Raw genomic sequence first — 16,630 nt, forward strand, 5'->3', positions numbered from 1 at the left:
TCTTGCATGAGCTCTGAAGCCCCATCCATGCTGAGCCCTAGGGTGATTATTCCTTTCGTGCTCACCGGCACGATCTGGGGTTCGACGTGGTTCGTTATCACTGGGCAAATCGACGGTGTGCCTGCCGCGTGGTCGGTGTTCTACCGTTTTGCATTGGCGACACCGGCGCTGTTTCTGGTGGCAATCTTGATGAAGCGGCGTCTTCGCCTGACCCGGCCAGAGCATAGGCTCGCCATACTCGTCGGACTGTTCCAGTTCAGCGGTAATTTCCTCTTCGTTTATCACGCAGAGCTGTATGTGACCTCTGGCATTGTCGCTTTGATGTTTGGCCTGATGATGGTGCCTAACTCCTTGTTCGCAGGGGCTTTCCTGGGAGAGCGCGTCCCAAGGGGCTTTATGGTTGGCAGCGCTGTTGCGATTGTCGGGGTGTCTTTCCTGCTCTTCCATGAATGGGATGCGAACCCCAACGCAGGCGTGATTGGCGGTAATGTCGGGCTTGGGATTGCGCTTGCTTTGCTGGGCATTCTTTCCGCCTCGGTCGCGAATGTGATCCAAGCCAACCCCACAGGCCGCGCCGTGCCGATGGTGAGCCTGCTTGCATGGGCGATGCTTTATGGGACCGTGTTTGATCTGGGCTTTGCCTTTGTGACCGCCGGACCCCCGCCCGTGCCCACCAGCGGAACCTATTGGGCGGGCATCGTCTATCTCGCGCTTATAGGATCGGTCATCACCTTCCCGCTGCACTATAATCTTGTGCGAGAAATTGGCGCAGGCAAGACCGCTTATAATGCGATCCTAACGATCTCGGTTGCGATGGTGGTGTCGACTCTCTTCGAAGGCTATCTTTGGACCGGGATAACCATTGCAGGGATGGTTCTGGCCGTGGTCGGGATGGTGATTGCCTTAAGGGCAAAGCAGGTTCGCTAAACCTTCGACATAGGTCGGATATTGCGGCTTCCATCCCAGCACTCGCTTGGCCTTGCCATTGGCGACCCGGCGGTTTTCGGCATAAAAGCCGCGCGCCATTTCGGACAGGTTTGCCTCTTCAAGCGTTTCAAGCTTTGGCGGTTCCAGCCCTAAGAGTGCGAAGGCATGTTCGGTCACATCATTGCCGCTGGCGGGTAGGTCATCGCCAAGGTTATAGGCACCGGGCGGCGAATTTTGTGTGAGAGCTGCAACAACTCCGCTCGAGATATCATCGACATGGACGCGGCTGAACACTTGGCCGGGCAAATCAATCCGGCGCGCTTTGCCTTGTTTCACCCGGTCCAGCGCGCTGCGGCCTGGGCCATAAATACCGGGTAAGCGAAACACCCGCGCACCAAGCTCCATCCATTTGGCATCGGCTTCAGCCCGCGCGTTGCGTCGGCCAGCGCCAGTCTCAGCCACTGTCGGAGTACTTTCATCGACCCAAGCGCCTTGTTGGTCGCCGTAAACACCGGTGGAGGAGAGATAACCGATCCATTTGCCCGCATCGCTCGCTGCCTGGATCGTCGCGCCATAGGTCATCAGCACATCGTCGCCCCCCGTCACTCTTTCGGGCGGGACGGACGAGAGGATGTGGGTCGAATAATCGATGGTCGCGCGCACCCGTTCGAAGTCATCGTCGAAATCGAGATTGCCTGCGCTACCCGTCCCGTCGACGCGCCACCCGCGCGCCTCCATCGCTGCCTTGATACGTTTCGCGGTGTAGCCAAGGCCAAAGATCAATAAATGCGACATTGGAGCCTTCAATCGGTTGGACGTGAGCCAGAATCAATCTAAATCGCTCGGCATGGATATAGCGACCACCCCAACGAACCCCGAAGGCAACCCCGAACTCGCCGATGCGGCGCCCAACCCTGTGGACCCGCCCGTAATCCGGCGCGAGGATTATCAGCCCTTTGCGTGGAAGGTTCCGGAGACGCAGCTGCATTTTGACTTGGCAGTGGACCGCGCGCGGATCACTGCGGCGCTCTCGGTAGAGCGTAACCCGGACGGTGACGGATCGGACGAGCTCTATCTTGATGGGGATAGCCTCACCGCTTTGAGCGTGAGCGTCGATGGCGAAGAGCGCAGCGATTGGCGAATGGAAGGCCGTGATCTAGTGCTGCGGCTTTCAGGCGACAAGCACACGGTTGAGATTGTCACTGAGATCGACCCCAGCACTAACACGACGCTGATGGGGCTTTATGCCTCGAACGGCATGCTGTGCACCCAGTGCGAGGCAGAGGGCTTTCGCCGGATCACCTTCTTCCCCGACCGCCCCGATGTGCTCTCCACTTACCGCGTGCGCATGGAGGCCGACAAGAAGGCATTTCCGATCCTTTTATGCAACGGCAACAAGGAAGCCACGGGCGATCTCGAGGGTGGCCGTCACTTTGCCGAGTGGTTCGACCCTTGGCCAAAGCCCTCCTATCTCTTCGCTCTCGTCGCTGGCGATCTGGTGGCGAAAAGCGGGCCGTTCACAACGATGTCTGGCCGTGAGGTGGAGTGCAATATCTGGGTCCGTGCAGAAGACCTGGACCGCACGACCCATGCGCTCGAATCGCTCCACCGCTCGATGAAATGGGACGAGGAGGTGTTCGGGCGCGAATATGACCTTGACCTTTATAACATCGTTGCCGTGTCCGATTTCAACATGGGCGCGATGGAGAATAAAGGCCTCAACGTCTTCAACACGAAATATGTGCTGGCCGATAGTGACACCGCTACCGATGCCGACTTTGACGGCGTCGAAGGAGTGATTGCGCACGAATATTTCCACAATTGGTCCGGCAACCGCATTACCTGCCGCGATTGGTTCCAGCTGTCCTTGAAAGAGGGCTTCACCGTCCTTCGCGACCAGATGTTCAGTCAGGATATGCGCGGAGAGGCGGTAAAGCGGATTGAGGATGTGCGCATCCTGCGCGCGGCACAATTCCCCGAGGATGCAGGGCCTTTAGCGCACCCGATCCGCCCGGACAGCTACCGCGAGATCAGCAATTTCTACACCGCTACCGTTTACAACAAAGGCGCAGAAGTCATCCGCATGATGCGCTCAATGGCAGGGGCAGAGCGGTTTAGAGCAGGCACTGACCTGTATTTCGACCGCCACGATGGTGAAGCGGCAACGTGTGAGGATTTCGTCCGCGCGATTGAGGACGGCGCAGGGCTCGACCTCGAACAATTCCGCCTGTGGTATTCGCAAGCAGGCACTCCGCGTGTCGAAGCAAGCGAGAGGATTGAGGGTGAGGAATTGGTCTTGACGCTCAAGCAAGTGCTGCCTGCGACACCGGGTCAGGGCGACAAAAGCCCGATGCCCATTCCCTTGCGCGTCGCCGTGCATGACCGCGAGACAGAGGCGCTAGGAGCAGAGCAGACCATCGTGTTGACTAAAGAGCAGGATGAATTTCGCCTGCCTTTGGCCGGGCCAAGCCCCGTGGTTTCGATCAATCGCGGTTACACAGCGCCAGTCGTGATCGACCGCACTCTCGACCGTGATGCTCTTTTGTTTCTTGCCGCGCGCGATGACGATCCCTTCGCCCGATATGAGGCGATGCAGGAACTTGCTGTGGGCTCGCTGATCGCAGAGGCGACCGGCCAAGGCGATGCAGCAGGGCGTGACGCTGTCGTTCAAGCGATGGGCGCGATCATAACTGATGCAGGCCTTGACGATTCCATGCGCGGCGAACTGATGATGCTGCCAAGCGAAAGTTACCTGTTCGAGGTGATGGCAACAGGGACACGCAAGGCCGACCCCGGTGCCATTCACGAGGCGCGCGAGGCATTGAAGGCGGCGATCGGCGCGAGCCGGTCGGCTGAGCTGCTCTCTGCTTATGAGCGCTGCCAGCAGGTGCCTTTCGCCGATCCTGCCGGTGTGGGCGCGCGCAAGGTTAAAACTCTGGTGCTGGGCTATATCGCGGCAAGTGATGCCGAAAAGGCAGCCGGGCTTGCCGCGAAGCAATTCGATACGGCTGAGAATATGACCGATCGCCAAGGTGCCTTGATGGTGTTGACGGGCCTTGAAACGCCTGCGCGCGAAGAACGGCTTGCCTCTTTCTATCAGCGCTATTCCGGCAATGATCTGGTGATCGACAAATGGTTTACGCTTCAGGCATTGTCGCTGCACCCCAATGTGCTTGCCCATGTCGAGGCGCTGGCAAAGCACCCCGATTTTACCATGAACAACCCCAACCGGGTTCGCTCTCTCTACATGGCTCTGGCAGGCAACCCTGCTGCGTTTCATGCCAGTGATGGCACAGGATACCGGATGATTGCGGACTGTATCATCGCACTTGACCCGATTAACCCGCAGACAGCCGCGCGCTTTGTGCCAGCTTTGGGCCGGTGGCGGCGGATTGAGCCTGGGAGAGCGGCGCTGATGAAAGCGCAGCTTGAGCGGATCGCTGCGCAGGACAAACTGTCGCGGGATACCTTCGAACAGGTCAGTCGAAGCCTTGATGGCTGAAACGCCCTTCTCGATTGAGCGCGCGCCCGCTTTGGAAGGCGTGCCGCATGGCTTCTTTGGCTCTGCAAACGGCGCGCACCAATTTGGTTTTGGTGGGCCGGGCGATCCGGAGGAAATCCGTGCGCTAAGGAACGATGCTGCAGGCGCGATCCTACCGGGCGCTCCGCTCCAAACCCCACATCAAGTGCATTCGCCCGAAGTCATCACTCTTGGTCAAACCGTGGGAAAGGTATGGCCCGATCATGCCACGGACCGTCCTGTTGCCGATGCAATTGTGACAGACCGCACCGATGTCGTGATCGGGATTGTGACGGCTGATTGCGGACCAGTGCTTTTTGCCGATCGCAAAGCGGGCGTTGTAGGCGCGGCCCATGCAGGGTGGCGCGGCGCACATAGCGGCGTGCTTGAGAACACTGTGGCAGCGATGGAGGCACTTGGCGCAGTTAAGGCCAGCATTACCGCTGTTCTAGGCCCCACTATCGGTCAGCCAAGCTATGAGGTCGATGCAAGGTTTCGCACTAACTTTGACGCGGCTGATGAGGTCCATTTTAGTCCTGCTGTGAGGCGTGATGGTGCGAATCGCTGGCATTTCGATTTGCCCGGCTACATTGCTGCGCGCCTTAAATCGGCGGGTTTGAGCCAGTTTTCTGATACTGGCCGTGACACCTACGCCAACCGGCGGACCTACTATTCCTATCGCCGCGCCATGCATGAGGAACTGCCCAATTACGGTCGTCAGCTAAGTGCTATTGCAGTCGGCTCGCTTCATCAAAACTCTTGAGATTGCAACCGATAGAACCAATCGTGCTGAAAACACCATTGGCATTATCTGGAATACGATTATAGGGGCGCCATCCGTGGAACCGATTTTGGCGTCTGACGTTGTGGATTCACGGAGCTGGGATAATCTGTGCAATTTGCGCGCCCGGTAAAATCATTTTGATCGCCGCGATGGGCTTTGCGCTACTGCGGCTATAAGAGCAGGGTATCGAGTAATGGCTACGACTGCAGACAATGTGAACGCCGAAGAAGGTGTTCGGCGTCGCGATTGGATCCACATCGCCGCTGTCAGCACCGCTGGTGTTGGCGGTGCGTCCATTTTGTTTCCACTGGTCAGTCAGATGGCGCCGACCGCAGATGTTCTCGCGGCATCGACGACGGATGTGGACGTGTCCTCGCTTGAGCCCGGTCAATCGATCAAAGGCGTGTTCCGCGATCAGCCTCTCTTCGTCAAGCGCATGACCGCCGAAGAACTGGCCGAAATGAAGGCGGTTGATGCTTCTGGTCTTCGCGACGCACAAACATTGGAAGAGCGTCTTGGTGAAGGCAACGAAGACATTCTCGTGCAGCTTGGCGTTTGTACGCACCTTGGCTGTGTGCCGCTTGGCGCTGGCGAGGGTGAGGACAAGGGCGAGTTCAACGGATATTTCTGTCCGTGTCACGGTTCGCACTATGATGCCGCTGGCCGTATCCGCAAAGGTCCTGCGCCAACCAATCTGGCTGTGCCAGACTTTGTGTTTACCAATGAAACCGTCATCCGCGTTGGGTAATTGATCGTAACTTCGATCGGTAATCCGTTTCACAGCTAAGAATGAGCAAGAGAGCATTATGAGCTTCGCCTGGGCAAACTCTTACGAGCCGAAGACCGACCTTACCAAGTGGCTGGATGAAAAACTTCCTGTCCCACGTTTGGTCTACAACGCGATTGGTGCCGGTTATCCGGTTCCGCGTAACCTCAACTACATGTGGAATTTCGGCGTTCTTGCCGGGTTTTTCCTCATGTTCCAGATCATCACCGGCATCATCCTTGCGATGCACTATGCGGCGAACACCGATGTGGCCTTTGGTCAGATCGAGCACATCATGCGCAATGTGAACTACGGTTGGCTGATGAAATATGCTCACGCCAACGGCGCGAGCTTCTTCTTCATGGTGATTTACCTCCACATTTTCCGCGGCTTCTATTACTCATCGTATAAAGCGCCGCGCGAGATGATCTGGCTCTTGGGCGTCGTCATCTTCCTTCTCATGATGGCAACCGCCTTCATGGGTTACGTGCTTCCATGGGGCCAGATGAGCTTTTGGGGCGCAAAAGTGATCACTGGTCTGTTTGGCGCAATTCCGTTTATCGGTGAGCCGCTGCAGGTCTGGCTGGTTGGTGGCTATGCGCCGAACAACTCAACCCTTAACCGCTTCTTCTCCCTGCACTTCTTGATGCCATTTGTGATCCTTGGCGCGGTTATTCTGCACATTTGGGCGCTGCACATTCCGGGTTCTTCGAACCCGACCGGCGTTGAAGTAAAAAAAGAAAGCGACACCGTACCGTTCCACCCCTACTACACCGCCAAAGATGGCTGGTTCTTGGGCCTGGTTCTCTCGCTTTTCGCATTTGTCGTATTCTTTGCGCCAAACGCGTTGGGCCATGCTGAAAACTGGATCGAGGCAAACCCGCTTTCGACACCGGCACTCATCGTTCCTGAGTGGTATTTCTATCCCTTCTACGCGATCCTGCGTGCCTTCACCGGCGATCTGACCATTCCATTCACCGGCATTGTTTTGATCGAAGCGAAGCTGCTTGGCGTTATCGCGATGTTCGGATCGATCCTTCTTTGGTTCTTCCTTCCATGGCTGGATAAGAGCCCGGTGCGCTCCGGTTCCTATCGTCCGCTGTTCCGGATATTCTTCTGGATCTTCGTCGTCGACATGGCTGCCCTGTTCTATCTTGGCGGTGCAAAGGCGGAAGAGCCGTTCATCGTGATGAGCCAAATCGCAACCGCCTGGTACTTCCTGCACTTCCTGGTGATCCTGCCGATCATTAGTCAGATCGAAGTTCCAAAAGCCCTGCCCTTCTCGATTACTGAGGCTGTCCTCGGGAAAGACGAAGGTTCGTCGAAGTCAGCTACGCCATCTGCTCCGCCAGCCGGTGCAATGCCGGAGCCAGCAGAGTAACCGCACGGCTACAACCGTTCTACTGACCCGATAACGAGAAAGAGTTAGGTCATGACCATTCGTCTTGGAGGCATCCTTTTCGGTTTAGCTATCACAGGGGTTTTGCTCCTGTGGTCGCTGCTGCCCGGAGCCCTCAACTTCGCGTTTCCAACGAAGCCCGACTATTACGCCTTCCAGGAAAAGAACATCGCCCCAGAGGGTGGGTTCTCCTTCGACGGGCCGTTGGGTAAGTGGGATACCCAGCAGCTGCAACGCGGTTATCAGGTTTACAAAGAGGTCTGTTCGGCCTGTCATAGCCTGAAGTTCGTCGCGTTCCGCAACCTGCAGGAAATCGGTTTCACCGAACCAGAAGTGCGCGCCGAAGCGGCAAGCTGGGAAGTACCGGGCATCGACCCTAAAGATGGTTCCGCGATCAAGCGTCCCGGTATTCCAACCGACCAGTTCCCGTCACCTTACGCAAACGAAGTTGAAGCGCGGGCGTTTAACAACAATGCTCTTCCGCCTGATCTCACACTCATCACCAAGGCGCGTAAAGACGGTGTGCACTATGTGTACTCTCTGATGCAGGGTTATAATGAGCCCGACCCAGAGGATGTTGCCAAGTCGCCTGATTTTGAAACGCCTCCGGGACTCTATTTCAACGAGTATTTCTACAACATCAACATCGCCATGCCGCCGCAGCTTCTCGATGGTATCGTCACCTATTCCGACGGCACCGAAGCAACGACCGAGCAGATGGCGCAAGACATCACTGCGTTCCTGACCTGGGCCGGTGAACCTTCGTTGATTAAGCGAAAGCAAACCGGCTGGTTCGTGATTGGCTTCCTGCTTTTCGCAACCTTCCTTGGCTTTATGTCTTACAAGACAGTGTGGGCCACCAAGAAGCCGAAGAAAGGCTCACCAGACCTCGTCTGATAGCTTTTAAGGAATTTGAAAACGCCCTGTCATCCCTGTGCGGATGGCGGGGCGTCTTCGTATCGCCTTCCCATCTTGGACCACAGATTGATAGGAGCGCGCGATGATCCCATCTCCGCTTTCACTGACTGAGTTAAAGGCTCTTGTGCGCACAGTGCCCGATTTCCCAAAACCCGGCATCCAATTCCGCGACATCACAACCTTGATCGGCGACGGTGCAGGGCTTTCTTCAAGCATCCATCACTTGGCCAAGATCGCCCGCGCGAAAGGCGCGCAGAAAATTGCCGGGATGGAAGCACGCGGCTTTATATTTGGAGCGGCGGTCGCGGTCCAATTGGGCATTGGCTTCGTCCCCGTTCGCAAGCCCGGAAAGCTCCCGATTAAAACAATCGGCATCGATTATACGCTCGAATACGGCACGGACCGGCTTGAGATTGACCCGGACGCGATTGCCGATGGAGAACGTGTCGTGATTGTCGATGACCTTATCGCCACAGGCGGTACTGCTATCGCGAGTGCAAAGCTGCTACGTATGGCAGGGGCTCTTGTTGAAGATGCCGTCTTCGTGATCGACTTGCCAGATCTTGGAGGTACGGATCGTTTGCACGAAGAGGGCGTTACGGTTAGCACGCTGATTGATTTCGAAGGCCAATAACCTTCCCCTGAAAGGTTCTTAGACATCTCTCTCGAAACCCAAGCTATCACCATCGCAGCAGTCGGCGCCCTTGGCATTGGCGCGCAGTGGGCCGCTTGGCGCACGGGCTGGCCTGCGATTGTGCTCATGCTGGCCGCTGGATTTATCGCAGGGCCAATCACCGGATTGATCGACCCTGAGGCGGCCTTTGGTGATCTGCTTGATCCTATGATCAGTATAGGGGTTGCGCTCATTCTGTTTGAAGGGGGGCTCAGCCTTGATCTTCGCGAACTGAGGCATTCGGGCAAAGCGGTCTGGCGCCTTGCGACGATTGGCGTTCTTGTGGGTTGGACCCTTGGCGCGCTGTCGGGTTACTACATTGCGGGGCTGGTGTGGCCGGTGGCTGTCCTGTTTGGCGGCATTTTGATTGTTACCGGGCCAACGGTTGTTATCCCGCTCCTCCGCCAGGCGAACATCCAGACCCGGCCCAATTCGATCCTCAAGTGGGAAGGCATCGTCAACGATCCCACAGGTGCGTTGTGTGCGGTGATCGCGTATGAATACTTCCGCCGTTTGAATGAGTTTCCAAATGCCAGTGTGTTCGATGTTGCGCCCCCGCTCTTGATTGCAGCGGTGCTCGCAGGGCTGATTGGATATGCATCTGCCCGGCTTATCGCATGGCTATTTCCTCGCGGCGCCATACCTGAGTATCTCAAAGTGCCGGTGCTTTTCATTGCGGTGATTGGTGTTTTTGTACTTACCAATCAGATCGAGCATGAAGCAGGCCTCGTGGCTGTCACCGTTATGGGCGTGACACTTGCCAACCGCGAGGTCTCCAGCATGCGGTCAATCCACCCGTTCAAGGAAAACATTGCGGTTATTCTTGTGTCAGGCATTTTCATACTGCTTGCTGCATCGCTCAAATGGGATGAGCTAACCTATCTCCAAACCAGCTGGAGACCGCTCGCGTTTCTGATGGCGCTCCTGTTCCTTGTCCGTCCAGCCACCGTCCTGATAAGCCTCTTGGGCACCGATATCCCATGGAATGAGCGTTTGTTTGTCGCTTGGATTGCACCGCGCGGGATTGTGCTGGTGGCGATTTCGGGCCTCTTTGCCCTTAGGCTCGGCGAACTTGGTATAGCAGGTGGCCAGATATTGACCGGGCTTAGTTTTGCCGTCGTCGTGGTGACTGTGATCGCCCATGGTTTCAGCGTCGATTTCGTCGCGCGGCTCCTGAAGGTAAAAGGCGATACACGGCCGGGCGTTTTGCTCGTAGGCTCCACCCCTTGGACGGTTGCCCTTGCCAAAGAGATGCGGGCGGTGGGAACACCGGTCCTCATCGTAGATCAAAGCTGGCAGCGATTGGGCCGCGCCCGGCTTGAAGGTTTGCCGCTCTATCACGGCGAAATCCTGAATGAGGCGACCGAGCACAACCTTGATCTTTCCCCCTATCAGGTGCTTGTCGCTGCGACTGAGAATGAAGCGTACAACGCGCTGGTCTGTAACGAATTCGCGCACGAGATTGGCCGCGATATGGTCTATCAGCTGGGCGAGAATGAGGGCTCTGAAAGCCGCACTTCGCTGCCTGAAAGCATCCGGGGCAGAGCCTTGTTCGAAGATGGATTTGACGCAGGCGCCGTAAACCAGCGCATTGCAGATGGCTGGATTTTCAAGAAGACCAAGCTTTCCGAAGAGTTTGACTTTGCCGACGCGCAGGAGAAGCTGGCCGAGGATGCGAGCCTTTTGCTGTTGTTGCGCGAAAGCGGCACCTTGCGGTTCTTCACCCACGCAGTGCGACCAAAGCCGCGCGCAGGGGATACAGTCATATCCTTTGTTCCACCCAAAAGTGCTCAAAAGGCCAGCTTATGACGGTAAAGCCAGCTCCGATCTTTCCTATTCTCGCAGTTTTGATGCTTGCCGGATGCAATCCTCCTACAGATGGGCAGGACGCCTCTGTTGAGCCGACAGCCGCCGCTGAGGAGCCGGTTGATGAAGCTGTGTCGATCCTACGCCCTGATATCTCGTCGCCCATCGCGATCGAAGAGCCTCAACCAGACGAAAGCTATACCGCCACAATCGGCTTTCCTGAAGGCGGCAGCGACCTTAATGCCGATGCGATTGCCGCGCTTGAGCAGGTTCGCGCCTCCGAACAATTTGCAGGCCCCGGCGCGATTATCCTTCGCACGCACAGCGATAGTGGGGGCAATGATGCGGCTAACGCTCGCGCATCTGAAAAACGCGGACTTGCGGTCGCTGAGTGGCTGATTGCAGCAGGGGCTGATGCGCGCCGGATTGATGTGATTGTCTTCGGTGAGCAAAACCCGGCAGAGCCGAACGCTTTGCCTGATGGTTCACCCAATGAAGCGGGCCGTGCGGCTAACCGCCGGGTCGAGGTGGAAATCCTGAGCGTGCCAGGCAACGCACCCAAGGACGGCGCCTCAAAGGCCAGCGACTAGGGCTAAAACTTCTGCAGCATATTCAGTTCGGCAGATCAGCAGATCGGGCAAATAGGTATCCGCCTGATTATAGCGGATGGGAGACCCGTCAATGCGCGAACAATGCAAGCCATGCGCCTGTGCTACAGCAACTGGCGCGCAGCTGTCCCATTCATATTGTCCGCCTGAATGCAGGTAAATCTCCGCTTCGCCGCGCAGGACCGCCATGGCTTTCGCGCCGGCGCTGCCCATACCGACAAGCTCTCCGTCCATCGCCTTGGAGACCGCGACCGCCTCCTTGGCAGGCCGTGTGCGGCTGACGAGGAAGCGGGGTTTGGATGCGGCGGCAGGGAGCGGCTTCACCTCGTCTGTGGCGACAACGATCCCGCCATTCAGATCCGGCAACGCCACCGCGCCAGTTGTCGCAACGCCATCGATGGCGAGGCCGACATGCACGGCCCAGTCGCTTCGCTCCTCAGCGTATTCGCGGGTGCCATCGACTGGATCAACGATCCACACGCGCGATTTTTCGAGGCGCGCGGGATTGTCCTTTTCCTCTTCAGACAAAAGCCCATCATCGGGCCGGTTGCTGCGAATTGCGCTGCACAGGAATTCATTTGCTGTGGCGTCCCCCGCATCCCCGAGTGACCTGCCAGCAAGAAGACCGCTTGCGCGCACGTTGAGGGCGATACGCCCTGCCACTTCGGCAAGCTGCGCGGCAAGCTGTGCGTCGGTGAGGTCAGGCTGGTTCATTGAGCTTGTCATTTGAGCGGCAGTATCTGAGCGATGATGTATTCGGCAGCCTCAAGCGGGGTCATATCCACTGTGTTGACGCGGATTTCCGGCTCCTCGGGTGCCTCATAGGGACTGTCGATCCCGGTGAAGTTTTTCAGCTCTCCCGATCGCGCCTTCTTATAGAGGCCTTTGACGTCGCGTTTTTCCGCAACCTCCAGAGGTGTATCGACGAAAATCTCGATAAACTCGCCTTCAGGCAGCATCTCGCGCACCATCTGACGTTCCGCCCGGAAAGGGCTGATAAAGGCGGTGAGCACGATCAGGCCAGCATCGGCCATAAGCTTTGCGACCTCACCAATGCGGCGGATGTTTTCGATCCGGTCGGTCTCGGTAAAGCCGAGGTCTTTGTTCAGGCCGTGGCGCACATTGTCCCCATCGAGGAGGAAGGTGTGCCGGTTCATGAGGGCAAGCTGCTTTTCGACCTCGTTGGCGATTGTCGATTTGCCAGAGCCCGAAAGCCCGGTGAACCACAGCACGCGCGGCTTCTGGTTCTTGAGGCTGGCGTGATCGTCTCGGGTGATGGTGGTCGCCTGCCAATGCACATTTTGCGCACGGCGCAGGCTGAATTCGATCATGCCAGCGCCAACGGTTGCATTGGTGAACTTGTCAATCAGAATGAAGCCGCCAAGCCCTCGGTTTTGGGCATAGGGTTCGAATACGATCGGTTTGTCGGTCGCGAACTCGGCGACGCCAATAGCGTTCAATTCCAGGGTCTTGGCCGCCAGATGATCGAGGCTGTTGACGTCGATCTCATACTTTGGCGGCTGCACGGTCGCGGTCACTGTCTGGCTGCCGATTTTGAGCCAGTACCCCCGGCCCGGCTTCAATGCAGTCTCGTCCATCCACACAAGGGTGGAGCAAAACTGGTCGGAGGCCTCTGGCGGGTTGTCAGCGACGGCAATGACATCGCCCCGGCTGCAATCGACCTCGTCCGCGAGGGTGATCGTGATAGATTGGCCAGCCACGGCCTCTTCAAGGTTGCCATCGAAGGTCGCGATGGATTTGATCGTGCTGGTCTTTCCAGATGGGACCACGCGAACGGTGTCACCCGGCTTTACCGTGCCGCTTGTGATCTGGCCTGCGAACCCGCGGAAATCGAGGTTCGGGCGGTTCACCCATTGCACTGGCATTCTGAATGAGGCTTCCTGTGCAGCGGTGCTCGAAAGCTCGACGCTTTCCAGATGGTCGATCAGCGAGAGGCCTTGGTACCAAGCCGTGTTGGCAGATGGCGACGAAGTGATGTTGTCGCCTTTGAAGCCTGAGATTGGAATAGCGGTGAAAGTTTCGATTCCGACTTCGTGCGCAAAACCTGCGTAATCCTCGACAATCGCATCAAACGTCTCTTGCGAGTAATCGACCAGATCCATCTTGTTGACCGCGAGCACCACGTGCTTGATGCCGAGCAGATGCACGAGGAAGGAGTGCCGCCGCGTTTGTTGGAGCACGCCCTTGCGCGCATCGACGAGGATCACCGCAAGATCAGCGGTGGACGCGCCCGTCACCATATTGCGGGTGTATTGTTCATGCCCCGGCGTATCGGCGACGATGAACTTGCGCTTTTCGGTCGTGAAAAAGCGATAGGCCACGTCGATTGTGATGCCCTGCTCGCGTTCTGCGGCGAGGCCGTCGACGAGGAGCGCAAAATCAATCTCTTGCCCTTGCGTCCCGTGGCGCGCGCTGTCCGCTTCAAGGCTCGCCAGCTGATCCTCAAAGATCATCTTGGCATCGTAGAGCAGCCGCCCGATTAGGGTCGATTTGCCATCGTCCACGCTGCCGCAGGTGATGAAGCGCAGCAGGCTCTTGTGCTGATGCGTGTCGAGATAGGCGTCGATGTCTTCAGCGATCAACGCATCGGTTTCGTAAGCGGGGTGCGACTTATCCATTAGAAATACCCCTCCTGTTTCTTCTTCTCCATGCCAGCACCGCCTGCATCCTTGTCGATCACACGGCCTTGGCGCTCGCTGGTGGAGGTAAGAAGGGTTTCTTGCACCACTTCGGAAAGGGTCGAGGCCGTGCTTTCAACCGCGCCTGTCAGCGGGAAACAGCCAAGCGTACGAAAGCGCACCGACTTCATCGTGATTTCAGGTTTCTTGCCCATGACGCGTTCGAGCCGGTCAATATCATCTGCCATGAACAGACCGCCTTCCCATTCGAAAGTTGGGCGTTCCGCCGCAAAATAGAGCGGCACAATCTCGATGTTCTCGCTCATGATGTATTGCCAGATATCAAGCTCGGTCCAATTGGACAGCGGGAAGACACGGATGCTCTCCCCCTTGTTTTTCTTGGCGTTGTAAAGGTTCCAAAGCTCCGGTCGCTGATCCTTGGGATTCCATGAATGGCTCGCGGTGCGGAATGAAAAGACACGCTCTTTTGCGCGGCTTTTCTCCTCATCGCGGCGCGCGCCGCCAAAGGCTGCGTCAAAGCCATAATGGTCAAGCGCCTGCTTCAGCCCTTGCGTCTTCCACATATCGGTGTGAAGTGGGCCATGATCGAACGGGTTAATGCCTTGGCTTTTGGCCTCTTCGTTCTGCCACACAAGCAGCTTCATGCCCGTTTTTTCAGACACTGCATCTCGCAGCGCGTACATGTCTTGAAACTTCCAGGTCGTATCGACGTGGAGCAGCGGGAACGGCGGGGGAGCGGGGTAGAATGCCTTGCGCGCCAGATGCAGCATCACTGCGCTATCCTTGCCGACCGAATACATCATGACCGGGTTTTCAGCCTCAGCCACGACTTCGCGCAGGATGTGAATGCTTTCGGCTTCAAGCCGCTGGAGATGCGTAAGGGTAGTCATGGATGCGCAGCTAAGCCTTAGCGCGCCCCAAGCAAAACTAGAAAAGCTACTGCCAAGGAAATTTTTGGAGCGGGTAAGGGGATATTGCTCGGTGATTTGGGGTTGTGTGATGGTGGGGCCGTCTTCCAGAGCCTGGAGCGGGTAAGGGGATATTGCTCGGTGATTTGGGGTTGTGTGATGGTGGGGCCGTCTTCCAGAGCCTTGATCAACGCTTGTTGTGCTTCGCGTGAGCGTCCTTTGAGGCTGGCAAGGACGGTCTCCAACCAACGTTGATCATCGTCTTGCAGAGCATTCATAGGAACGCCTGTAGCGTCGTTGGTGATGCTGGTATTGACGATTGTATTGGCGTTGTCGCTGACGGTTCTTCTGGTCATCGGTCGATGGTGGCAGAGATCGTCGGTAGGTCAACGATATCAGGAGCCATGAGTGATGACCGTGATCGACCGTGTTTTGCCCCGTCCTGTTTGCTCGCGGTGGATTGGTCCTGTGCCGATCTCGTTACGATTACGGGCATTGGCTTTGCGTGTGCTGGCTCGGTTGATCTAAAGGTTGACGTCAGTCTTTGTAGGAACGACCCGCTCGCATAGATGATCGATAACGCTCTGTGTGATTGGTGCGGACGGCTGACCAACATTGAAGTTCAACCGTCCGTCTCGGCTATGCGATGCCTATGGGTATTTAGTGGGGAAGTCTGCTTCGAGCTTTAACTCCATGGAGTGGAAGATCGCGACCATAACCGCGCATCTTTACTTTCTCGAAGGAGAGAACGCTTGGTTGATACGGCGGGTCAGGAAGCTTGGGTGTTCGACGCATGGTGACGACGGCAGCTATCGCACAGATGGCGGCGGCAGTGGTGCCGATGATGGTAAGCAGTGTCAGCATGGATATTCCTTATGATGGCTGTTGATTGAACGCCATCATACAGCACGGGATTCGAGCACTTAAGGTTTATCGGTATGCACCGCGTATCACCACGCTTTGCCAGTAGCTCGTTATGCTGTCTTAGTCGCCCGATAGACGGCGCTTCGGCTGACCTGATACTCTGCTGCCAGAGTGCCCAGAGAAGCTCCCTGAGAGCGTTTATGGACTATTTCCGTCACCTGCTGCTTCGACAGCGCAGGAGGGCGTCCGAGACGTTTATGCTTACGTGCTCGGCGCAAGCCTGATTGGACTCTTTCAACTAGTAAGTCCCGTTCAAATTCGGCGACAGCAGCGATAACACCCATAGTCATCTTACCTGCTGATGAGGTTAGATCGACTCCACCAAGTTGTAGGCAAACTGTCCGAACATCTGCATCAGCCAATGCCTCAACAGTCGCACGAACATCCATGGCATTGCGCCCTAAGCGATCCAGCTTGGTAACGACCAGCACATCGCCACGTTCGAGCTTATCGACCAGCTTGGCGAACTGCGGTCTTGCCATCGCTGATGTTGATCCAGAGATCGTCTCCACCACGATCCTGTCATCGCGAATGTCATACCCAGCAGCTTGAAGCTCAGCGATCTGGTTCTCGGTATGCTGGTCGGTCGTGCTCACACGGCAATAGGCAAAGGTTCGCGCCAAGGTGCTGCTCCTGTTTCGAAAAGGGTATCTCGAAACGCTACCCTGTTTTTCTATTCTGTCAGCCATATTCTGGAACACTCTCAGCCCATGTTCCGAAAACGGTCGATTGTGGAA

16 protein-coding genes are annotated in these 16,630 nt (G+C 56.8%); 9 read left to right on the forward strand and 7 right to left on the reverse strand.

Annotated elements, in window-relative coordinates; translation table 11 throughout:
* Nucleotides 1–6: 6 nt before the first annotated feature.
* Complete coding sequence (locus EH31_RS17370) at nt 7–927, forward strand: DMT family transporter (RefSeq protein WP_034960670.1); 921 nt, start codon at nt 7–9, stop codon at nt 925–927.
* On the opposite strand, the gene EH31_RS12125 is transcribed toward EH31_RS17370, so the two are convergent.
* A complete protein-coding gene (locus EH31_RS12125) occupies nt 904–1,722 on the reverse strand; it encodes a Rossmann-fold NAD(P)-binding domain-containing protein (RefSeq protein ID WP_034960671.1) in 819 nt (272 codons plus the stop codon). The genes EH31_RS17370 and EH31_RS12125 overlap by 24 nt on opposite strands.
* 52 nt (nt 1,723–1,774) lie before the next feature.
* On the opposite strand from EH31_RS12125, the gene pepN reads away from it, so the two are divergent.
* The 8 genes from pepN to EH31_RS12165 all read left to right on the forward strand — a co-directional run bounded on the left by pepN (nt 1,775) and on the right by EH31_RS12165 (nt 11,383).
* The gene (gene pepN, locus EH31_RS12130) at nt 1,775–4,429 is read left to right on the forward strand and encodes an aminopeptidase N (RefSeq protein ID WP_034960738.1); all 2,655 of its coding nucleotides are present in this window, start codon (nt 1,775–1,777) and stop codon (nt 4,427–4,429) included.
* Complete coding sequence (gene pgeF / locus EH31_RS12135; protein ID WP_034960672.1) at nt 4,422–5,210, forward strand: peptidoglycan editing factor PgeF; 789 nt, start codon at nt 4,422–4,424, stop codon at nt 5,208–5,210. Before pepN ends, pgeF begins: the two co-directional genes overlap by 8 nt.
* Before the next feature lie 214 nt (nt 5,211–5,424).
* On the forward strand, nt 5,425–5,979 hold the full coding sequence (petA, locus tag EH31_RS12140; protein ID WP_034960673.1) for a ubiquinol-cytochrome c reductase iron-sulfur subunit: 555 nt from the start codon (nt 5,425–5,427) through the stop codon (nt 5,977–5,979).
* Nucleotides 5,980–6,037: 58 nt separating this feature from the next.
* Nucleotides 6,038–7,378, forward strand: coding sequence for a cytochrome b (locus tag EH31_RS12145; protein ID WP_051699221.1), 1,341 nt, complete (start codon nt 6,038–6,040; stop codon nt 7,376–7,378).
* A 51-nt stretch (nt 7,379–7,429) separates the two neighbouring features.
* Nucleotides 7,430–8,293, forward strand: a complete 864-nt coding sequence (locus tag EH31_RS12150; RefSeq protein ID WP_034960674.1) for a cytochrome c1 — start codon at nt 7,430–7,432, stop codon at nt 8,291–8,293.
* Nucleotides 8,294–8,396: 103 nt separating this feature from the next.
* A complete protein-coding gene (locus EH31_RS12155; RefSeq protein ID WP_034960675.1) occupies nt 8,397–8,948 on the forward strand; it encodes an adenine phosphoribosyltransferase in 552 nt (183 codons plus the stop codon).
* 24 nt (nt 8,949–8,972) lie between these two features.
* Nucleotides 8,973–10,796 carry a cation:proton antiporter gene (locus tag EH31_RS12160; RefSeq protein WP_034960676.1) on the forward strand — a complete coding sequence of 608 codons (1,824 nt, stop codon included), beginning with the start codon at nt 8,973–8,975 and terminating at the stop codon, nt 10,794–10,796.
* The gene (locus EH31_RS12165; protein ID WP_051699222.1) at nt 10,793–11,383 is read left to right on the forward strand and encodes an OmpA family protein; all 591 of its coding nucleotides are present in this window, start codon (nt 10,793–10,795) and stop codon (nt 11,381–11,383) included. The genes EH31_RS12160 and EH31_RS12165 overlap by 4 nt, the downstream gene beginning before the upstream one ends.
* Here the strand turns inward: EH31_RS12165 and EH31_RS12170 are convergent.
* From EH31_RS12170 to EH31_RS12190, 6 genes are all read right to left on the reverse strand, one after another.
* The gene (locus EH31_RS12170) at nt 11,366–12,127 is read right to left on the reverse strand and encodes a 3'(2'),5'-bisphosphate nucleotidase CysQ (RefSeq protein WP_422110927.1); all 762 of its coding nucleotides are present in this window, start codon (nt 12,125–12,127) and stop codon (nt 11,366–11,368) included. The two genes, EH31_RS12165 and EH31_RS12170, sit on opposite strands and share 18 nt — an antisense overlap.
* Nucleotides 12,124–14,040, reverse strand: a complete 1,917-nt coding sequence (gene cysN / locus EH31_RS12175) for a sulfate adenylyltransferase subunit CysN (RefSeq protein WP_034960678.1) — start codon at nt 14,038–14,040, stop codon at nt 12,124–12,126. The genes EH31_RS12170 and cysN overlap by 4 nt, the downstream gene beginning before the upstream one ends.
* Nucleotides 14,040–14,951, reverse strand: coding sequence for a sulfate adenylyltransferase subunit CysD (cysD, locus tag EH31_RS12180; RefSeq protein WP_034960679.1), 912 nt, complete (start codon nt 14,949–14,951; stop codon nt 14,040–14,042). Before cysD ends, cysN begins: the two co-directional genes overlap by 1 nt.
* Before the next feature lie 17 nt (nt 14,952–14,968).
* Entirely contained in the window at nt 14,969–15,325 is a 357-nt protein-coding gene (locus EH31_RS12185) for a hypothetical protein (protein WP_034960680.1), read from the reverse strand.
* A gap of 304 nt (nt 15,326–15,629) precedes the next feature.
* Nucleotides 15,630–15,833, reverse strand: coding sequence for a hypothetical protein (locus EH31_RS17570; RefSeq protein ID WP_152553559.1), 204 nt, complete (start codon nt 15,831–15,833; stop codon nt 15,630–15,632).
* A 110-nt stretch (nt 15,834–15,943) separates the two neighbouring features.
* On the reverse strand, nt 15,944–16,630 hold a 687-nt coding region (locus EH31_RS12190), incomplete at its 5' end, for a recombinase family protein (protein ID WP_241765918.1).

Source organism: Erythrobacter longus (genome assembly GCF_000715015.1).
In the GTDB taxonomy this organism is placed as follows: domain Bacteria; phylum Pseudomonadota; class Alphaproteobacteria; order Sphingomonadales; family Sphingomonadaceae; genus Erythrobacter; species Erythrobacter longus.